The 16214-nt window shown below is 72.9% G+C and carries 15 protein-coding genes; all 15 read right to left on the bottom strand.

Annotated elements, in window-relative coordinates; all coding sequences use genetic code 11:
* Positions 1-19 precede the first annotated feature (19 nt).
* Complete coding sequence (locus J3473_RS01490; protein ID WP_207021623.1) at positions 20-1066, bottom strand: D-2-hydroxyacid dehydrogenase; 1047 nt, start codon at positions 1064-1066, stop codon at positions 20-22.
* 56 nt (positions 1067-1122) lie between these two features.
* Positions 1123-2091 (bottom strand): Gfo/Idh/MocA family protein, encoded by a 969-nt coding sequence (locus J3473_RS01485; protein WP_207021622.1) that lies wholly within the window; start codon positions 2089-2091, stop codon positions 1123-1125.
* Positions 2088-2747 carry a GntR family transcriptional regulator gene (locus J3473_RS01480; protein ID WP_207021621.1) on the bottom strand — a complete coding sequence of 220 codons (660 nt, stop codon included), beginning with the start codon at positions 2745-2747 and terminating at the stop codon, positions 2088-2090. Before J3473_RS01480 ends, J3473_RS01485 begins: the two co-directional genes overlap by 4 nt.
* Positions 2744-3619: a DUF4438 domain-containing protein gene (locus J3473_RS01475; RefSeq protein ID WP_207021620.1), complete on the bottom strand. Its 876-nt coding sequence runs from the start codon at positions 3617-3619 to the stop codon at positions 2744-2746. The genes J3473_RS01480 and J3473_RS01475 overlap by 4 nt, the downstream gene beginning before the upstream one ends.
* Positions 3616-4482, bottom strand: coding sequence for a DUF4438 domain-containing protein (locus J3473_RS01470; protein ID WP_207021619.1), 867 nt, complete (start codon positions 4480-4482; stop codon positions 3616-3618). The genes J3473_RS01475 and J3473_RS01470 overlap by 4 nt, the downstream gene beginning before the upstream one ends.
* Positions 4479-5879 (bottom strand): TldD/PmbA family protein, encoded by a 1401-nt coding sequence (locus J3473_RS01465; protein WP_207021618.1) that lies wholly within the window; start codon positions 5877-5879, stop codon positions 4479-4481. The genes J3473_RS01470 and J3473_RS01465 overlap by 4 nt, the downstream gene beginning before the upstream one ends.
* Entirely contained in the window at positions 5876-7387 is a 1512-nt protein-coding gene (locus tag J3473_RS01460) for a TldD/PmbA family protein (protein WP_207021617.1), read from the bottom strand. The genes J3473_RS01465 and J3473_RS01460 overlap by 4 nt, the downstream gene beginning before the upstream one ends.
* Positions 7384-8508 (bottom strand): Gfo/Idh/MocA family protein, encoded by a 1125-nt coding sequence (locus tag J3473_RS01455; protein ID WP_207021616.1) that lies wholly within the window; start codon positions 8506-8508, stop codon positions 7384-7386. Before J3473_RS01455 ends, J3473_RS01460 begins: the two co-directional genes overlap by 4 nt.
* On the bottom strand, positions 8505-9545 hold the full coding sequence (locus J3473_RS01450; protein ID WP_207021615.1) for an ABC transporter ATP-binding protein: 1041 nt from the start codon (positions 9543-9545) through the stop codon (positions 8505-8507). The genes J3473_RS01455 and J3473_RS01450 overlap by 4 nt, the downstream gene beginning before the upstream one ends.
* A gap of 41 nt (positions 9546-9586) precedes the next feature.
* Positions 9587-10477, bottom strand: coding sequence for an ABC transporter permease (locus J3473_RS01445; protein ID WP_207021614.1), 891 nt, complete (start codon positions 10475-10477; stop codon positions 9587-9589).
* Complete coding sequence (locus J3473_RS01440; RefSeq protein WP_207021613.1) at positions 10474-11427, bottom strand: ABC transporter permease; 954 nt, start codon at positions 11425-11427, stop codon at positions 10474-10476. The genes J3473_RS01445 and J3473_RS01440 overlap by 4 nt, the downstream gene beginning before the upstream one ends.
* Before the next feature lie 3 nt (positions 11428-11430).
* A complete protein-coding gene (locus J3473_RS01435; RefSeq protein WP_207021612.1) occupies positions 11431-13035 on the bottom strand; it encodes an ABC transporter substrate-binding protein in 1605 nt (534 codons plus the stop codon).
* A gap of 38 nt (positions 13036-13073) precedes the next feature.
* Entirely contained in the window at positions 13074-14132 is a 1059-nt protein-coding gene (locus tag J3473_RS01430) for an ABC transporter ATP-binding protein (RefSeq protein ID WP_207021611.1), read from the bottom strand.
* Between the two features lie 307 nt (positions 14133-14439).
* Positions 14440-14853 carry a RidA family protein gene (locus J3473_RS01425; protein WP_207021610.1) on the bottom strand — a complete coding sequence of 138 codons (414 nt, stop codon included), beginning with the start codon at positions 14851-14853 and terminating at the stop codon, positions 14440-14442.
* Positions 14850-16028: a pyridoxal phosphate-dependent aminotransferase gene (locus J3473_RS01420; RefSeq protein WP_207021609.1), complete on the bottom strand. Its 1179-nt coding sequence runs from the start codon at positions 16026-16028 to the stop codon at positions 14850-14852. The genes J3473_RS01425 and J3473_RS01420 overlap by 4 nt, the downstream gene beginning before the upstream one ends.
* Positions 16029-16214 lie beyond the last annotated feature (186 nt).

The following is a 16214-nucleotide window of genomic DNA, read 5'->3' as shown; positions in this document are numbered from 1 at the left end:
TGGGTCAGCCACGTGCTCATCAGTACCCCCGGTCCGCGTGGTAGCGGTTGAGGAGCGGCCGCCCGTCGCGCAGACGGCGGAAGTTCTCGATGAAGAGGTCCACGAGGACCTGGTTCTCCGAGGCCGCCGTCGAAGCGGAGTGGGGAGACACGAGGACCGTGTCCATGTCCCACAGCGGCGAGTCCGCCGGGAGGGGCTCGACCGCGAAGACGTCGAGGGCCGCCCCGCCGACCCGTCCCGTCCGCAGCGCCTCGGTGAGCGCGACCTCGTCGATGACCTGGCCGCGGGCGACGTTGACGACGAGCGCGCCGTCCGGCAGCGCGGCGACCCGGCGCGCGTCGATCATCCCGTCGGTCTCGTCGGTCAGCGGGACCGCGAGGACGAGCACATCGGACGTGGGCAGCACCTCGTCGAGCTGGGCCGTCGTCACCACGCGCGTCCCCGGCGGCACGTCGTAGGTGCCGCCCTCGCGCCCGACGCCGGTGACCCGCATCCCGAGCGCGGCGAAGGTCTCGACGACCTGGCGCCCGATCGAGCCGAGGCCCACGACGGTGGCCCGGCGGCCGGCCAGCTGCCCGCTGACGTGCCGTTCCCAGCGCCGCTCGCCCTGGTGGGCCCTGAGGCGCGGGACGTCCTTGACGAAGTGCAGCACACCGGCCAGCGCGAACTCGGCAAGCATCCGGGCGTGGGTCCCCGCCGCCGTCGTCAGCACGACCTCTCCCCCGTCCAGCCCGTACCGCTTGACGAAGCCGCCGATACCCGCGCTCGTCGCCTGCACCCAGACCAGACGAGGCGCGTTGGCCCACATCTGTTCCGGTGCGCGCCAGTCGAAGTCGAAGGCCACGTCCGCGCGGGCCAGCTGATCGAGCCAGCGCTGCTCCTCGTCGGTCGAGAGCTCGGGGCGCACGCCCCCGTGGTCGTTGCCGTACCTCGGCGTCGGGAGCAGCGCCGGGTCGTAGAGCACCTCGACGGACAGCTCCGTGGCGATCCTCTCGACCAGCTCGGGCTCGAGGTAGGTCGACACGAGCACGGTGGGCTCGTCGGGGAGCGCGGTCGGACGCGGCATGAAGGGTCTCCTGTGGTCGGGCGGAGGAGCCGTGTCGACGGCTCCGGGGTGTGGTGTCAGGGTGCCGGGACGGCGGACTGCGCGAGCCGGAGGGCTCGCGCCACCGGCAGCGCGGACGTCGCGGCGGTGTGGGCGGGCTCCTGCGCGCCGGCCAGCGCCGCGGCGACGTGGCGCAGCGCCGCGCTGAACGAGCGAGCGTCCCGGGTGGGGCTCTCGACGACGGGGGCGGACCCCGGGCGCCGAACCTCCAGCGCCGCACCAGGTATCGGGTGGTACGGGTTGTCGAGGCGCAGCGACCCCTCCGTGCCGAGGAGGACGGTCGTGGTGTCGTGGCTGCGCCGGAACCCGCACGTGAGCAGGAGCCGGCGGTCGTCCGGGTAGGTCAGCACGGCCGAGGCGTCGACCTCCACCTCCTCACCGTGCACGGCGACGACAGAGGCCGACCCGGCGGGCGCCGCGAAGAGCTCGTGCGCCAGGCGCATCGGGTAGCAGCCGACGTCGGCGAGCGCGCCGCCCCCCATCGCCCGCGAGAGGCGGATGTTCCCGGGTGCGCCGACCTCGAAGTGGAAGGAGCCGACGATCTCGCGCAGCTCGCCGATCGCGCCGTCGGCGAGGAGCTCGACCACACGGCGGTGCTGCGCCTGGAACGGGAAGACGAAGGCCTCCCACAACGGCTGCTCGGCGGTCGCGGCGACGGCCAGCACCTCCTCGACCTGATCGGGGTCCAGGCAGAGCGGCTTCTCGCAGAGCACCGCCTTGCCGGCGCGCAGCGCGGCCGTGGTCCACTCCGCGTGCAGCGGGTTGGGCAGCGGGACGTAGACCGCGTCGACCTCGGGGTCCTCGATGACCGCCGCGTACCCCTGCACGGAGCGCTCGACGCCGTGTTCGCGGGCGAACTCCGCCGCGGCGTCCCCGTCACGGCCCGCGACGAGCACGGCGCGCTGGCCGGTCTCGCGGACCGCCGGGAGGAACTGCGCGCGAGCGATGTTGGCGGTGCCGAGCACACCCCACCGGAGGGCGCTCACCCGGCGTCCGGCGCGGTCGGGCGGCCGTGGTCGGTGTTGACGTAGTGGTCGAACAGCGCCCGGTCTACCTCACGGGCGGTGCCCCCGACGAAGGCATCCCGGACCACCTCGTGCCGCCCGCGGACCTCGGCGAGGTCGATGTGCTGGCGGTCGATCGAGGAGCGCATGAGGGCTCCCATCTGGCCGTCCAGCCCGGCCCACAGCTCGCAGGCCCGACGCCGTCCGGAGGCCTGCACGATGAGGCGGTGGAAGTGGCCGTCCGCGGCGACGATCGCCTCCACGTCGTGGGCGCGGGCCGCCGCGTCCATCTCGTCGAGAGCTGCGGCCATCGGCTCGGCGAGGGTGCGGCGCACCCGGACCGGGATGGTCCGAGCGACACCGGCCTCGAGGACGTAGCGCGCGAAGCAGACGTCGTCCGCGTCCTCGGCGCTCATCCGCGTCACCTCGCTGTGCCGCCGAGGGGTGATCTTGACCAGGCCCTCGCCCGCGAGGCGGCGCATGGCCTCGCGGATGGTCGCCCGGCTGACGCCGAGGTCGCTCGCCAGGGACGCCTCGATGAGCCGAGCCCCGCTGGGGATCTCGTTGTTGAGGATCCGGCGTCGCAGGACCCGGTGCACGGACTCCGGCAGGGACGAGTGCTCCAGCATGTCGCTCATCGTGCCCTGCGCCCGGCGCCGGTCGCCACCGGCCGGGCGGCCAGGGAGTCCCAGGTCAGCGGTGTCGGACCGGTGCGGTCCTCGGTCAGCTCGAAGGCGGTCGACGGGCCGGTGAGGACCGGGGTGATTCCCGGCCCGTGGCCCGGCTGCGGGCTGTCGCCGTGGACGAGCACCCCCACCGTCGTCCAGCCGCGGCGGAAGCCGATGTTGTGGCGGACGTCGAGGTCGGTGACGGCCACGAGGTCCCCGAAGCGCAGGACGGCGAGATCCGGGTCACCGGCCGGGAAGGCGAGGTCGACGTCCCACTGGTGCGCGGGCCGACCGACACCGTTGCCGGCCAGGCGGCCAGGGACGACGACCCGGACGGAGAGCTCGATCGCGCTGGGGCCCACCGCGATCCCCAGGACGTCCGTCATCCCGGGGCCGAGGTTGAGCAGCTGGACGCCGTCCGGTGTCCCGGGCAGGACGGCGCCCTGGCCGTAGGCGCGCACGCTCACCCCGTCGCCCGGCCGGAGCACCGCCAGCGCCTCGTCGGGCAGGGTGACGAGGACGCGTCCGTGCTCGCCGCGCTTGCCGAGCACCCACCCCCGAGCGCCGGCGGCCGCCCCGTCGCGCACCGTCACGGGGTTGCCGATGCACGCGTACGTGGTGAGGCCGAGCGACGCGGCGGGGTCGGGGTGGGCCAGTGTCGCGCCGGGGGCGACGTGGTCCCCGTCGACCCCGTCGAGGGGGTCGCCGAGGTGCACGCCGAGGACCACACCCCCGTCGCCGACGGGCACGTAGGGTCGCCCGTCACGGTCGACGCGGTAGGGCGTGGGGCCGACGGTCGGGCTCTCGACGGTGCCCGCGAGGTTCATCGCGACGGGGATCATGCTTCCTCCGGGACGTAGGACTGCAGGTTGGCGGACGGGTCGTCGACGACGACGAAGGCCTCCGCGGGACCGCTGAAGAGGGTGCTGGGCCCGGGCCCGTGACCGAAGAGCGCGCACTGCCCGGTCGAGATCGTCCCGATGGTCAGCCACCCGGGCCGGTAGCCCCGGCCCCACGTGTGGTCCTGGTCCTCCAGCACGACGAGGTCGCCGATGCGCAGGCCCTCCAGACCCAGGGAGAGGTCGTCGGACAGCCCGGCGTAGGCCCCCATGAGGTCCGTGTTCGCGAACTCCGAGAACATGCCTCCGCCCGCGCCGGCGGCCTCGGCCGGCACCCGGGCGGCCACGTGCACCTCGAGCCGCCCGTCGGAGCGGGTCCCGCCGGGCATCCGGTCGAGCACCTCGGGCGACAGGTTCTTCACGGCGACCTGGGGGTGGTCGCCGAACGCCAGCCCCTGGCCGCGGGCGCGGACCCGCACGTGGTCGCCCACGGTCGTGCCCTCGAGGACCTCGTCCGGGGCGTCGACGAGCACGTACGCGTGCTGCCCGATGACCGTCCCGGTCCGGCCGGCGGACTCGCCGGAGACGATCGTCACCGTGTTGCCCACGCAGGTGAGGTACTGGAGGGCGTAGTTGGCGGACGGGTCGCGGTGGCGGACCGACAGCCCCGGCTCGAGGTGGTCGGCGCGCAGGCCCGTCGCGGGGTCGCCGAGGTGCGTCCCGAGGGTGACCGCTCCCATACCCGGCAGCACGAAGGGCGTGCCGTCCGCGTCGACCCGGTAGGCGTGACGGTCGGCCATCGCCGGCCACACCTCTCCCGACAGCACCTGGGTCACCAGGCGGTCGGCGTTGCTCGAGACCTTCATCGTGCTCCTCCGAACCGGAAGCCCCGGACCCGGACGGCCGGGGCGCTGACGCACCCGTTCCAGACGTTCATCAACGGCTGGGCGAGCACGTCGGGGCCGATGCCGTCGACGCGCCCGAGGGCACCGAACACCGACTCCGAGAACCGGGCCGGCGACACCGGCTGGGTCAGCCGGCCGTCCTCGACGAGGAAGCACGCGTCGCGGCTGCCGCCGGTCAACGTCGTGGTCTCGGGGTCGATGACGTTGAGGTACCAGAGCCGCTGGACGTAGAGCCCGCGCTCGACGCCCGCGACGAGGTCCTCATCGCCCCCGGCCGCCATCGTGATGCTCGCCGGGACGGCGTGGGGAGTCTCCTCCCGGGCGATGTGCGCGTGACCGGTGGCGGGGAGCCCGGACCGGGCGGCGCTCGCGAGGTCCGTCACGGCCCCCGCTACGCGGCCCCGGTCGAGCAGGGGGACGCGCACCGAGGCCGTGCCCTCGAGGTCGAACGGGAACGGCAGGCCGCGTCGCGCGGTGGGGTCGTCGGCAACGTCGACCTCGGGCACCACGACCTGCTGGCCGCGACGCCGCGCCACGGCGCCGACCCCGTCGGCCACGGCCTCGCCCGTGAAGCCGAACGCGGCGATCCGCTCCAGCAGACCGCCGGTGGCGAGCGGGCCCAGCACGACGTCGTACGTGCCGTCGGGCAGGTCGATACGGCCCTTCGCCGCGTCGGCCTCGCGCACCGTGCGCGCCGTGGCCGCCTCCAGGTCGAGGACGGCGAGGGAGCGGTCGACGTCGGTCCAGTGCGAGGTCCCGTCCGCGACCTTGACCGTGAGGCTGCCGTGGGCCTCCGTCGCCCGGGCATAGCGCTCCACGCCCTCCCCGGTCACCACGGCGAGCTCCGTCGCGGCGTGGTGAACCATGCCGTAGGCCGCGCCGCCGGCACGCGCCGCCGCGTCCATCGTCCGACGCGCAGCGGCGGTCCGGGCGGCGGCGTCCCAGTGGGCGGTCTCCTCGACCCAGAGCGAGGCGTTGGCGTCGTCGCCGGCTACTGCGGGGGCCGCCGAGCCGGCCGGCAGCGACCCGAAGGCCGTCGCGAGGGCCCGGGCGCGGTCCGCGGCCCGTCTCCCGACGGCACCGGCCGCCGTGAGGTCCGTCGTCGCGACCCGCGAGGCCCGCCCGGCGGACTCGGCCCGCACCATGAGGGTCCACTCGCGGATGTCCTGCGGCTGGTGGACGCGGTCGACGGCGAAGCGGGTGTACCCGGAGCGCCGGCCGGTGAGGAAGGCGCTCGCACGGTCCGCGCCCGCGGCCAGCGCCGCGGCGACGGCGGCGTGGCACGCCTCCAGCGCGCGGTCCCGGCCGACGGCCACCTCGAGGGGCCGCTCGGTGGCGATCCGGTCGACGGTGCTCACCCCATCACCCCGATCCGCACGCCGCGCACGAGCGTCGGTGACGACCCGTGGCCGAGGAAGCCCCACTGCTTGGGTTCGCCCTTGCCACAGGGCATCCCGAAGGCCCGGAACTCATCAGGGCCGGCGACGGCCTCGACGGAACCCCAGAACTGCGGCGTCATCCCCCCGTAGGAGAACCCCCGCATGAGGCGGCAACGGCGGCCGCCTCGAACCTCCCAGGCCACCTCGGTGCCGAACTGGAAGGCCATCCGCCGGTCGTCGATGGACCAGCTGCGGTTGTCGTCCACGTAGTACCCGTCTCCCATCCGCTCGAGCAGCTCTCGCAGGCTCCCGCGGCCGGGCTCGAGGTACACGTTGGTCGCGAAGGGGACGGGCAGGTAGGACCAGCCGTCCGAGCGGGCCGCGCCCGAGGTCGTGCGTCCCGCCCGGGCGGCCGACTCCCGGCTGGAGAGGGCCTCCCGCAGGACTCCGTCCTCGATGAGGGTGCGACGCACCGCGGGTGTGCCCTCGTCGTCCCAGGCGAAGGTGCCGCGCGTGCCGGGGGCCGTCGGGTCGGAGACGATCGTCACGGCCGGGGACCCGTAGCGCAGAGAGCCCACGTCCGACGGCCGGACCCAGGAGGCTCCAGCGAAGTTCGTCTCGTCGCCGAGGATCCGGTCCAGCTCGATGGCGTGCCCGACGGATTCGTGGATCTGCAGGGCCATCTGTGCGGGGCCGATGACGAGGTCCGCCGTACCGGACGGTGCCTGCGGCGCCGTGAGCAGCTGCATCGCCTCCTCACCGACCCGGGCGGCCTCCGTCGGGAGGGAGAGACCCAGCACGTACTCCCAGCCACCGGCCGCGGTGTTGCCGTGGAAGGAGTTGGGGTAGCTGCGCCGCTGTACGCCCGACTCGTCCGCCGCGGTCGCCTGGAGGACGGCCCCGGACTCGACGAGGTGCTGGTGCTGGCGCGAGCCCTCGCTGTCGGCGTAGTGCCGGTGCTGGCGCTTGGCGTTGAGCCCTGCGGTCACGGCACGGACGGCCTGCGGGGAGGACGCCGCCCGCACCACCTCCTGGAGGAGTGCGTGCCGCTCCTCGTCGGGCACGGCGAAGGGGTCGATCTCGACCGGCACCTCCCACCGCCCGCTGGACGGCTCCCGCGGGGGGAGCTCCGTCCGCGCCAGGCCGGCGCCGGCGAGGGCCGAGCGCACGGCCTGCTCGGCGGCCTCGCGAGGAGCGCGATCGGACGAGCCGGGCCCGGCGAGGGCGACCGCGGCGAAGCCCCAGGCGCCGTCGACGAGGACGCGCACCCCGATGCCGGCCGTGTGCTCGTGACGCTCGTCGAGCCCGCCCGCGCGGGAGGTGTAGAGCCGCAGCTCCTCCGCCTCCACCAGCCGTGCGTCGGCGAAGGTCACGCCCCCCACGTCGGTCGCGGCGATCGCCTCGTCGAGCAGCCCGCACGCGCGGGCGTCGTCGGCGAGGTCGCCCCAGGCGTGCGCCGTCGGCGCCGCCGCTCCCGGGCCGCTCATGCGTCGGTCAGCGGGAAGTCGACCCAGGCCCGCCGCCGGAAAGAGGCCTCGAACGCATTGATGGTCTCTTGGACCAGCGCGCCCTGCCGGAAGTCCCCCTGGTTCTCGGGGCCGCCCTCGAGGATCTCCGTCGCGAAGTTGCGGACGAGGTTGGAGTAGAAGAGGAAGGGCCACGGCTCGAGCGAGGACCCGCCCTCGGGGAAGAAGCGCTCGGGGATCTCCATCTCCTTGAACTCCACCGAGCCCTTGGTGGCGCCCTTGAGGGTCTGGCAGATGCCCTCCTCCTCGACGAGACGCACGACGAGCGCGCCCTCGGAGCCGTAGATGCGCACCTCGATGCCCGGGAAGTTGCCGACCGTCACGAACGAGGACTGCACCGACGCGAGACCGCCACCGGCGAACTCGGCGATGAACATGTCGCCGTCGTCGATGTTCATCCGGGTCATGGCGCCGGTGTCGCGGACGACGCGCTCCGGCACGAAGTTGCGCATCGTCCCGACGACGGACTCCAGGGCGGTGCCCATCCACCAGTGCATGATGTCGATGACCGGTGCGCCGTAGCCCTCGATCGAGGCGACCTGGAGGAAGTCGGGGTCGGTCGCGTCGCTCTGCTGGCGCAGCGGCGTCTGCGGATCCAGCCACTGGCTGTTCTGCTCGTAGGCGTTGAGCATGTACGGGGTGCCGACCCAGCCGTCCCGAATCAGCTCGGCGGCGTACATCACGGCCGGTGCGTACCGGAAGGTGAAGCCCAGCTTGGTCTTCAGGCCCTTGCTCTTCGCGAGGTCGGCCGCCCGGACCACCTCGCGGTAGTCGTGGTTGACCGGCTTCTCGCACAGCACGTGCTTGCCGGCCTCGAGCGCGGCCATCGTCACCTCGAAGTGCGCGGCGTCGCCGGTGACGACGTCGATGACGTCGATGTCCGGGTCCTCGACGAGCTCGCGGTAGTCGGTGGTCGTCCGGTCGACGTGGAACTCGGCGCCGGCGCGGGCCAGCGAGTCGGCGTCGACGTCCGACAGCCCGACCACCTCGCAGCGCGGGTCGCGCTGCCAGCCCGGGATGTGCGAGCGGACGGCCCATCGGCCCGTGCCGACGACACCGATGCGAAGGGGCTGAGCGGTCATGACTGGGTCTCCTGGTGGGTTGAGGGGGTGGGAAGGTTCTCGGCGCTCGCCCGACGGCAGCGGCTGGTGTGCGCCGGGCCGACGTCGAGCAGCGCGGTCCGCCACTCGTCGCAGGCCGGCTCGCGCAGCTCGCAGCGGGGGGCGAAGCGGCAGGTGGGTCCGAGGCCGACGAGCTGCGGGGGGCTGCCGGGGATGACGCGCAGCTCCTGGTCGCGGGGGACGGCTCCGGGCAGGGCCCCCAGCAGGGCCCGGGTGTAGGGGTGACGGGGCGACGCGAGCAGCGTCGCGGTGTCGGCGAGCTCGACGACCTGCCCGGCGTACATCACCGCGACCCGGTCGCAGACCTGCGAGACGACCGACAGGTCGTGGCTCACGAGGACCAGGCTGGTCCCGAGGTCACGCTGGAGCGAGAGCAGCAGCGCGAGGATCTGGTCCTGGATGAGGACGTCGAGGGCCGTGGTCGGCTCGTCGGCGACGATGAGGTCGGGCCGCTGGGCGAGGGCGATCGCGATGACCGTGCGCTGGAGCATGCCCCCGCTGAACTGGTGGGGGTAGTCGCGCAGGCGGGTCTCGGGCGCCGGCAGGCCCACCTGGTGCAGCAGCTCGAGCACGCGGGCCTCCCCCGCGGCGCCGGTCGGGCCGCCGGAGGCCGCCACGGCCTCGGCGACCTGGTCGCCGATCCGGCGCACCGGGTTGAGCGAGGTCATCGGGTTCTGCGGGATCATCGCCACGCGACGGCCCCACATGGCCCGCAGCCGGCGCGGGGGCAGCGAGAGGATGTCGTCGACGTCGTGCGCCGGGTAGGCGACCGTGCCGCTGATGCGCGCCTGCGGGGTCGGGCGCAGGCCGAGCAGCGCCCGGCAGGTCACGCTCTTGCCCGAGCCCGTCTCCCCGACCACGCCGAGGACCTCGCCCTGGCGCAGCTGGAGGTCGACGCCGTCGGCGGCCATGACGTCGCCGGCCTCGGTGGGGATGGCGACCCGCAGGTCGCGCACGTCGAGGAGCAGCGCGCCGGGCGGGGGCTCGTACGGGGTCATGGGGGTCTCCCGGGTCGGGGACGGGTGGCGGCCGGTGGTGCTCACTGCTTGGCCCGGAACAGGTCGGCGAGGCCGTCGCCCAGGAGGCTGAAGGCCACGCCGAGCAGCACGAGGGCCAGGCCCGGGATGAGCGAGAGCTGCCAGTTCGACAGCACGTACGCCTGGCCGCCCGAGATCATCGATCCCCACTCGGGCGTGGGCTGGGGGATGCCGATGCCGAGGAAGCCGAGCGAGGCCCCGAGGAGCACGTTGCCGACGGCGTCGACCATCGCGAAGACGGTGACAAAGGGCAGCACGCTCGGGAGCACGTGCCGGACGAGCACCCGTCGCCGCGAGTACCCGAGGCACCCCGCCGCGACGACGTAGCCGTACCGGCTCGCGGACAGCGTCTGCCCGTGGGCGATCCGGGCGTAGCCGACCCAGCTGGCGATCCACAGGGCGATGAACATGTTGCGCAGGCTCGGCCCGAGCGCGGCGACGATCGCGATGACGAGGACGATGAAGGGGAAGGCGAAGAACAGGTCGACGATGCGCATGACGACGGAGTCGACCCATCCCCCGGCGTAGGCGCTGGCCATCCCGATGGCCGTGCCGACGACCAGCGTCACCGAGGTGGCGCCGAAGGCGATGGCGAGGTCGTACCGGCCGCCGTAGAGCAGGCGGGCCCAGAGGTCCCGGCCGAACTCGTCGGTGCCCAGCAGGTGGCCCCCGGTGCCGGGCGTCACGAGCACGGCGAGCGCGTCGATGTCGGTCGGCGAGTAAGAGGTGAAGAGCGGGGCGCCGAGGCACAGCACCGAGATGACGGTGAGCATCCCCAGGCCCAGGTACAGGGCCGGACGGCCGCGGAGCCCGCGAGGCAGCGGGAGCGCGAAGCGGCGTCCGCGCCGGGCCACGGGGTCGGTGCCGACGGCGGTGGGGTCGATGACGGTCATCGCTGCACCCCCACGGTGAGCCGCGGGTCGAGGAGGCCGTGGACCACGTCCGTGAACAGGTTGACCACGACGACGAAGACCGCGAGGACGAGCGCCACGGCCTGGACGACCGGGTAGTCGCGGGTCGAGACGGCCCCCACGAGGAGGCTGCCCAGGCCCGGCACGGAGAAGACGTTCTCCACGACCACCGTCCCGCCGACGAGGAACGCCAGGTTGATGCCGAACACGACGGCCACGGGCCCGATCGCGTTGCGCAGGACGTGACGCAGGAGGATCTGGCCCTCGGAGATGCCCTTGAGCCGGGCGATGGTCACGAAGTCCGACTCGAGGATGGTGATCGTGCTGGCCCGCAGCGAGCGGACGAGCACGGTCGAGAGCGGGATGGCCAGCGTGAGGGCCGGGAGCACGAGGTGCCCCAGGTGGCTGAGGAAACCCGTCCCGTAGCCACCGATCGGCGCCCACCCGAGCTTGAGGCCGAAGACCAGGATGAGCAGGATGCCGACGAGGAAGGCCGGCAGCGCGAACCCGAGGGTGAAGAAGATGCGGGTGGCTTGGTCGACGATCCCGCCGCGGCGCACCGCCGCCCAGATCCCCAGCGGGATGCTCAGCGCGGCGCAGAACGCCGCCGTGAGGCCCACGAGCAGGAGCGATGCCCCGGTCCGGTCGAGGAGGAGCTCGCCCACCGGGCGGTGGTACTGGTAGGACTCGCCGAAGGAGCCGGACGCGGCCCCCTTGAGGAAGAGCAAGTACTGCGAGAGAAGCGGCTGGTCCAGCCCGAGGCTCCGGCGGATGCCCGCGGCGGCCTCGGGGGTGTAGCGGTTGCCGAGGATCTGCTGGGCAGGGTCGCCGGGAACCAGACGCAGGAGCAGGAAGCTCACGAGCGTGATCCCGAACAGGACCGGCACCAGGTTCGCCACCCTCGACCAGCGCAGGTTCACCGACGACCCCATGGCTCAGTGCTCCTCGACCGTGAGGGTCAGCAGCGAGTCGTTGTAGTTGCCGAGCGGCGACACCTTGAAGCCCTTGACCCACGTGCCGCTGGCGTACCGGAACGGGGCGTAGGCGAGCGGGATGAAGGGCACCTGGTCGGCGATCGCCCCCTGGATCTGGGCGTAGAGCGCGGCCCGCTTGGTCTCGTCGGTCTCCGAGCGCGCCTCGTTGACCAGCGCGCTGACCGCCTCGTCCTTCCAGTAGCTGTTGAAGGCGTTGGCCCCGCCGTCGCCGTCGGCGCCGAAGGTCGCGACCTCGTCGGGGTCGATGATGTCGTTGGTCCAGTAGCGCATGCCCATGCCGTTGGTCCCTGGGCGCTGCTTGTCGTAGGCCGTCGAGAGCTCGAAGGACTGGATGTCGACGGTGATCCCGATCTTCGCGAGGTCGTCCTTGATGACGACGGCCTGCGCCTGGCCGGCGGCGTCCGCGCTGACCGCGATGAGGGGGATCGTGAAGCCGTCGGGGTAGCCGGCCTCGGCGAGGAGCTGCTTGGCTCCCTCCAGGTCCTGCTTCGGCTCGACGGCGGACTGGTCCCAGAACAGCATCTGGTACGGGAAGAACGTCGTGGCGACCTTCGCGTTGCCCTGGTAGGCGAGCGTGTTCATCCGGCCGAGGTCGAGGGCGGCCTTGATGGCCTGGCGCACCTTGACGTTGTCGAGCGGCTTGGTCTTGAGCGGCAGGGACACGAAGTCCACCCGCGTGGAGTCGAAGAGGTCCACGCGCAGCTTCGGGTTCGCCTCGATCTGCTTGAGGACGTTGCCCGCCGGGTTCTCGATGACGTCCACCTCGCCACCCTGGAGCTGCAGGAGACGGGTGTTGTCGTCGGTGACGATGCTGACCTCGACGGTCTTCAGCTTGGGCTTGGGGCCCCAGTAGTTGTCGTTGCGGGTGAGGACCACGCTGCTCTGAGGCGACAGGCTCGTGACCTTGAAGGGACCCGCCCCGTACGGCGTCTTGTTGAAGAAGTCCTTGTCGGCCTCGACCGCCTTCTGCGGCAGGACCGCGTAGGCGTACATCGCGAGGTCGGCCAGCAGCGGGGCGTGGGGCTTGGACAGGGTGATGGTGAGCGTGCGGTCGTCCGTCGCCGTGATGTCGGTGACGGGCGTGATGAGGAAGCCCCAGGCGCTGTCCTCCCCGTCGCGGGCCCGCTCGATCGACCACTTGGCGTCCTGCGCGGTGACCGGGGTGCCGTCGGCGAACTTCACGCCGTCACGCAGGTGGAACGTGTAGGTCAGCTTGTCCTCGCTGATGTCCCACTTGTCGGCGAGGTCGGGGACGATCTCCTTGCCCGAGGGGTCGGTCTGGACCAGGCGGGCGTAGAGGTTCTGGTCCATCCAGATCGACTCGTTGGCCGAGGCCTGGATGGGGTCGAGCGTGTCGACCGCCACGGCGTTGGCGAGCTTGAGCGTGTCGACGGCGCTGGAGGCGGCCGGCGCGTCGTCCGAGGTCTGCTCCGCACCCCCGCCGCAGGCGCTGAGCGTGACCGCGAGCGTGAGGAGCCCGCCGAGGGTCGCGGTGCCGCGTACCCGGCGGGTACGGCGCATGGACGAGCTGGTCGAGGACTTCATGTGCTTCTCCTGGGGAGGTGGGGTTGACCTGCGGGTGTTCACGGAGCTGCCGTGGGGTTCGCCTCGGGCGGCGCCGGCCGGGACCGGCCGTCCGTCGGCGGGAGGGAGGCGGGGGCCGGGTCGGCGTGCAGGTGGCACGCGGTCTGCTGGCCCTCGCCCGTGGTCGTCAGTCGCGGGCGGGTGGTGCGGCAGACCTCCATGACGAACGGGCACCGGGTGTGGAAGGTGCAGCCCGGAGGAGGCGAGGCGGGGTCGGGCAGCTCGCCGGCGACGACGCTCGAGGTCGATCGGCTGCGGCCGAGCGACGGAGCCGCGGCGAGCAGGGCCTGCGTGTAGGGGTGCTTCGGCGCGGCGAACAGCTTGTCGGCGGGTCCCCTCTCGACGACGCGGCCCAGGTAGAGCACCACGACCTCGTCCGCGATACGTTCCAGGACGGCGAGGTCGTGCGTGATGAACACGTACGCGAGGCCGAGCTCCCGTTGGAGGCGCTGGAAGAGGTTGAGCACCTGCGCCTGGACGGAGACGTCGAGGGCGGAGACGGGCTCGTCGGCCACGATGAGCCGCGGCTCGGCGGCCAGCGCCCTCGCGATGCTGACCCGCTGCCGCCCTCCGCCGGACAGCTGGCCGGGCTTGCGCTCGGCCCACTCGGCGGGGAACCCGACCTGCTCCAGCAGCTCACCGACCCGCTCGCGCCGGGCGTCGCGCGACGTCATGCCGCCGACCGTGAGGACCTCCTCGATCGCGCTCCCGATGGTCAGGTACGGGTTGAGGGAGGTGTACGGGTCCTGGAGAACGACCTGGATGTCGCGACGTCGGCGCCGTCCGGCGTCCGCCCCGGGGCCCGTGGCGGGCACGCCGTCCACGAGGACCTGCCCGGCGTCGGCCCGCTCGAGCTGGAGCAGGAGCCGCCCGAGCGTGCTCTTGCCCGAGCCGGTCTCCCCGACGATGCCGAGGGTGCGACCGCGCTCCACCGAGAGGTCGACCTCGTCGACCGCACGCAGGGTGCGCGGGGCCCGCCGGCCGAGCCACTGACGCGCCGAGCGCGGCAGCGCGTAGTGCCTCGACAGGCCGCGCGCCTCGAGCAGCGGCGAGCTCACGATGCCCCCCCGCCGACGCGCGGCGGCACCGCTCCGGTCCGGGACCTCACCGAGGCGCGGGCGTCGGTCACGTGTGCAGCAGACATGGAGCCTCCGAGGACCTCGACCACAATTGTCGTTTGTCGACAATTCACCATGACGCCCTTCACCCCCCATGTCAATGCCCTCTCGGCCGGCGAGCACAGCCCCGCTGCGAGGTCGGTGACAATGACGTTGGCTCGCGAATCACCCTGCCGCATGGCCGTTTTCATGGCGCGCCGGTGCCGTCCTCCCCGGGCGCACCGAGCCCCGCCCGTCTCCCGGGCGGTCATGGCGTCCCCAGGTGGAGGACGGCGTCCATCTCCACCTTCACCTCACGCAGACCGGCCACCACGGTGGTCCGCGCCGGCGGCGACTCGCGGAAGAAGTCCGCACAGGCCCGGTTGAACTCGGCGAAGTCCGCGCCGTCGGCCAGGTAGGCGGTGACCTTGACGCACTGGGCGAGGCTCGCGCCAGCGGCCGCCGCCACCGCGGCGAGGTTCTCCAGCGTGCGCACCGTCTCCGCATGTACGTCTCGGGGGATGTAGGACCCGTCGGGCTCACGGGGCACCTGGCCGGAGACGAAGAGGAGGTCCCCGGCGCGGACGGCCTGGGAGTAGGGCCCGGCCGGCCTCGGGGCCCGGTCCGTCCGCACGACCGTGGTGGGCTCTGGCCGGCCCGCGCCGTGGTCGGAGGCGGTCACGGCGCCGACCCCTGGGATGCCGGGACGTGCTCGTCGTGCGTGGTGTCCGACGCGCTCGTGAGGGCGGTCGTCATGCGGTCCAGCGCCTCCCACCATCCCTGCTCCTCCCGGGCGTAGCAGATGCGGAAGCGCCCGATTCCCGACGGCCCGAACTGGTACCCGGGGCTGACGACGACGCCGGCCTCCTGCTGCAGGAGCCGCGCGACCTCGACATCGGACAGCCCGAGCTCGGAGACGTCGGCCCACAGGTACGCGGTCCCCCGCCCCGGGCTGACCCGAAGCCCGGGCACCGCGCGCAGCCGCACGACGGTCTCGTCGCGCAGAGCCCTCAGCTCGCGCACCCGACGGGCAACGAACTCGACGTCGTCGACGAGCCACCGCGACAGCACGTGTTGCGCGTAGGCGGGCGCCCGGAGGCACATCATCGCGAGGGCCTGCTCGATGGCGTCGACCACCGGTGCGTCCGCGACGACCATGCCGACGCGGAACCCGCTGAGCGACTCGGTCTTCGACCCACCCAAGAGGGTGACTGTGCGCTCGAACATGCCGGGCTCCGCCGCGAGGTGGGCGTACCCACCGTCGTAGACCAACCGGCAGTACAGCTCGTCGATGAGCACCCGGAAGTCCCCCGCGCGCGCGATGCGGCCGATGCGTGCGACCGTCTCGCTGCTGAACACCGTCCCTGTCGGGTTGTTGGGGTTGGAGGTGACGTACAGGGCGATGCCCCGGTCGCTCCACTCCTCCAGCTGGTCGAGATCAGGCTGGAGCCCGTCCTCGGTCTCGACGAAGGGCAGCCGCAGGACCTCGGCGCCGAGGAAGCGGAGCATCCGCTCGACGAAGAGGTACTCGGGGTCGGCGAGCACGACCAGGTCGCCCTCGTCGACGAGCGCCGAGAGGACGGCGAAAAGGCCACTCTGGGTGCCGGCAGTGATGGCCAGATGCCGTGCGGCATCGAGGTCCAGCCCCATGAGCCGCGAGACCGACTGTGCGCAGGCCTCGCGCACCTCGCTACTGCCCCGGTAGGCCGTGTACGCCGTCTCGCCGTCCTCGTACGCCGATGCGAAGCTGGCCAGCGCCCAGTCCGGCGGCGGGAAGCGCACGGTGTCGAAGTGGGTCGTGTCGAGGAGCCCGTCCCCTGCGCCGTTGAGCCCGAGGGACAGGTCGGCCTCGCGCACCGACGACCCGAGCAGCGGCCGGCGCTCCGGGAGGTGGGTTCGGCGGAGTCGGTGGGACTCCGGCCCGTCAGCAAGGTGAGCCATCAACGGCCTCCGATCGAGAAGCAAGTGGATCCCCAAACCGGTTGTGGCACAGGGTTCGTTGGTGATGGGGGCCAAGTATGTCCAGCACGTCGACTGTCGACA

The organism is Phycicoccus sp. DTK01 (genome assembly GCF_017312765.1).
GTDB lineage: Bacteria > Actinomycetota > Actinomycetes > Actinomycetales > Dermatophilaceae > Phycicoccus > Phycicoccus jejuensis.
The sequence above is the reverse complement of the archived record's forward strand: the minus strand, read 5'-3'. Positions and strand labels throughout refer to the sequence as shown.

Bases quoted from the DNA above. Each gene is read 5' to 3' on its own strand.
- J3473_RS01490 (WP_207021623.1), bottom strand. From the start codon at position 1,066: ATGCCGCGTCCGACCGCGCTCCCCGACGAGCCCACCGTGCTCGTGTCG.
- J3473_RS01480 (WP_207021621.1), bottom strand. From the start codon at position 2,747: ATGAGCGACATGCTGGAGCACTCGTCCCTGCCGGAGTCCGTGCACCGG.
- J3473_RS01475 (WP_207021620.1), bottom strand. From the start codon at position 3,619: ATGATCCCCGTCGCGATGAACCTCGCGGGCACCGTCGAGAGCCCGACC.
- J3473_RS01470 (WP_207021619.1), bottom strand. From the start codon at position 4,482: ATGAAGGTCTCGAGCAACGCCGACCGCCTGGTGACCCAGGTGCTGTCG.
- J3473_RS01460 (WP_207021617.1), bottom strand. From the start codon at position 7,387: ATGAGCGGCCCGGGAGCGGCGGCGCCGACGGCGCACGCCTGGGGCGAC.
- J3473_RS01455 (WP_207021616.1), bottom strand. From the start codon at position 8,508: ATGACCGCTCAGCCCCTTCGCATCGGTGTCGTCGGCACGGGCCGATGG.
- J3473_RS01450 (WP_207021615.1), bottom strand. From the start codon at position 9,545: ATGACCCCGTACGAGCCCCCGCCCGGCGCGCTGCTCCTCGACGTGCGC.
- J3473_RS01445 (WP_207021614.1), bottom strand. From the start codon at position 10,477: ATGACCGTCATCGACCCCACCGCCGTCGGCACCGACCCCGTGGCCCGG.
- J3473_RS01440 (WP_207021613.1), bottom strand. From the start codon at position 11,427: ATGGGGTCGTCGGTGAACCTGCGCTGGTCGAGGGTGGCGAACCTGGTG.
- J3473_RS01435 (WP_207021612.1), bottom strand. From the start codon at position 13,035: ATGAAGTCCTCGACCAGCTCGTCCATGCGCCGTACCCGCCGGGTACGC.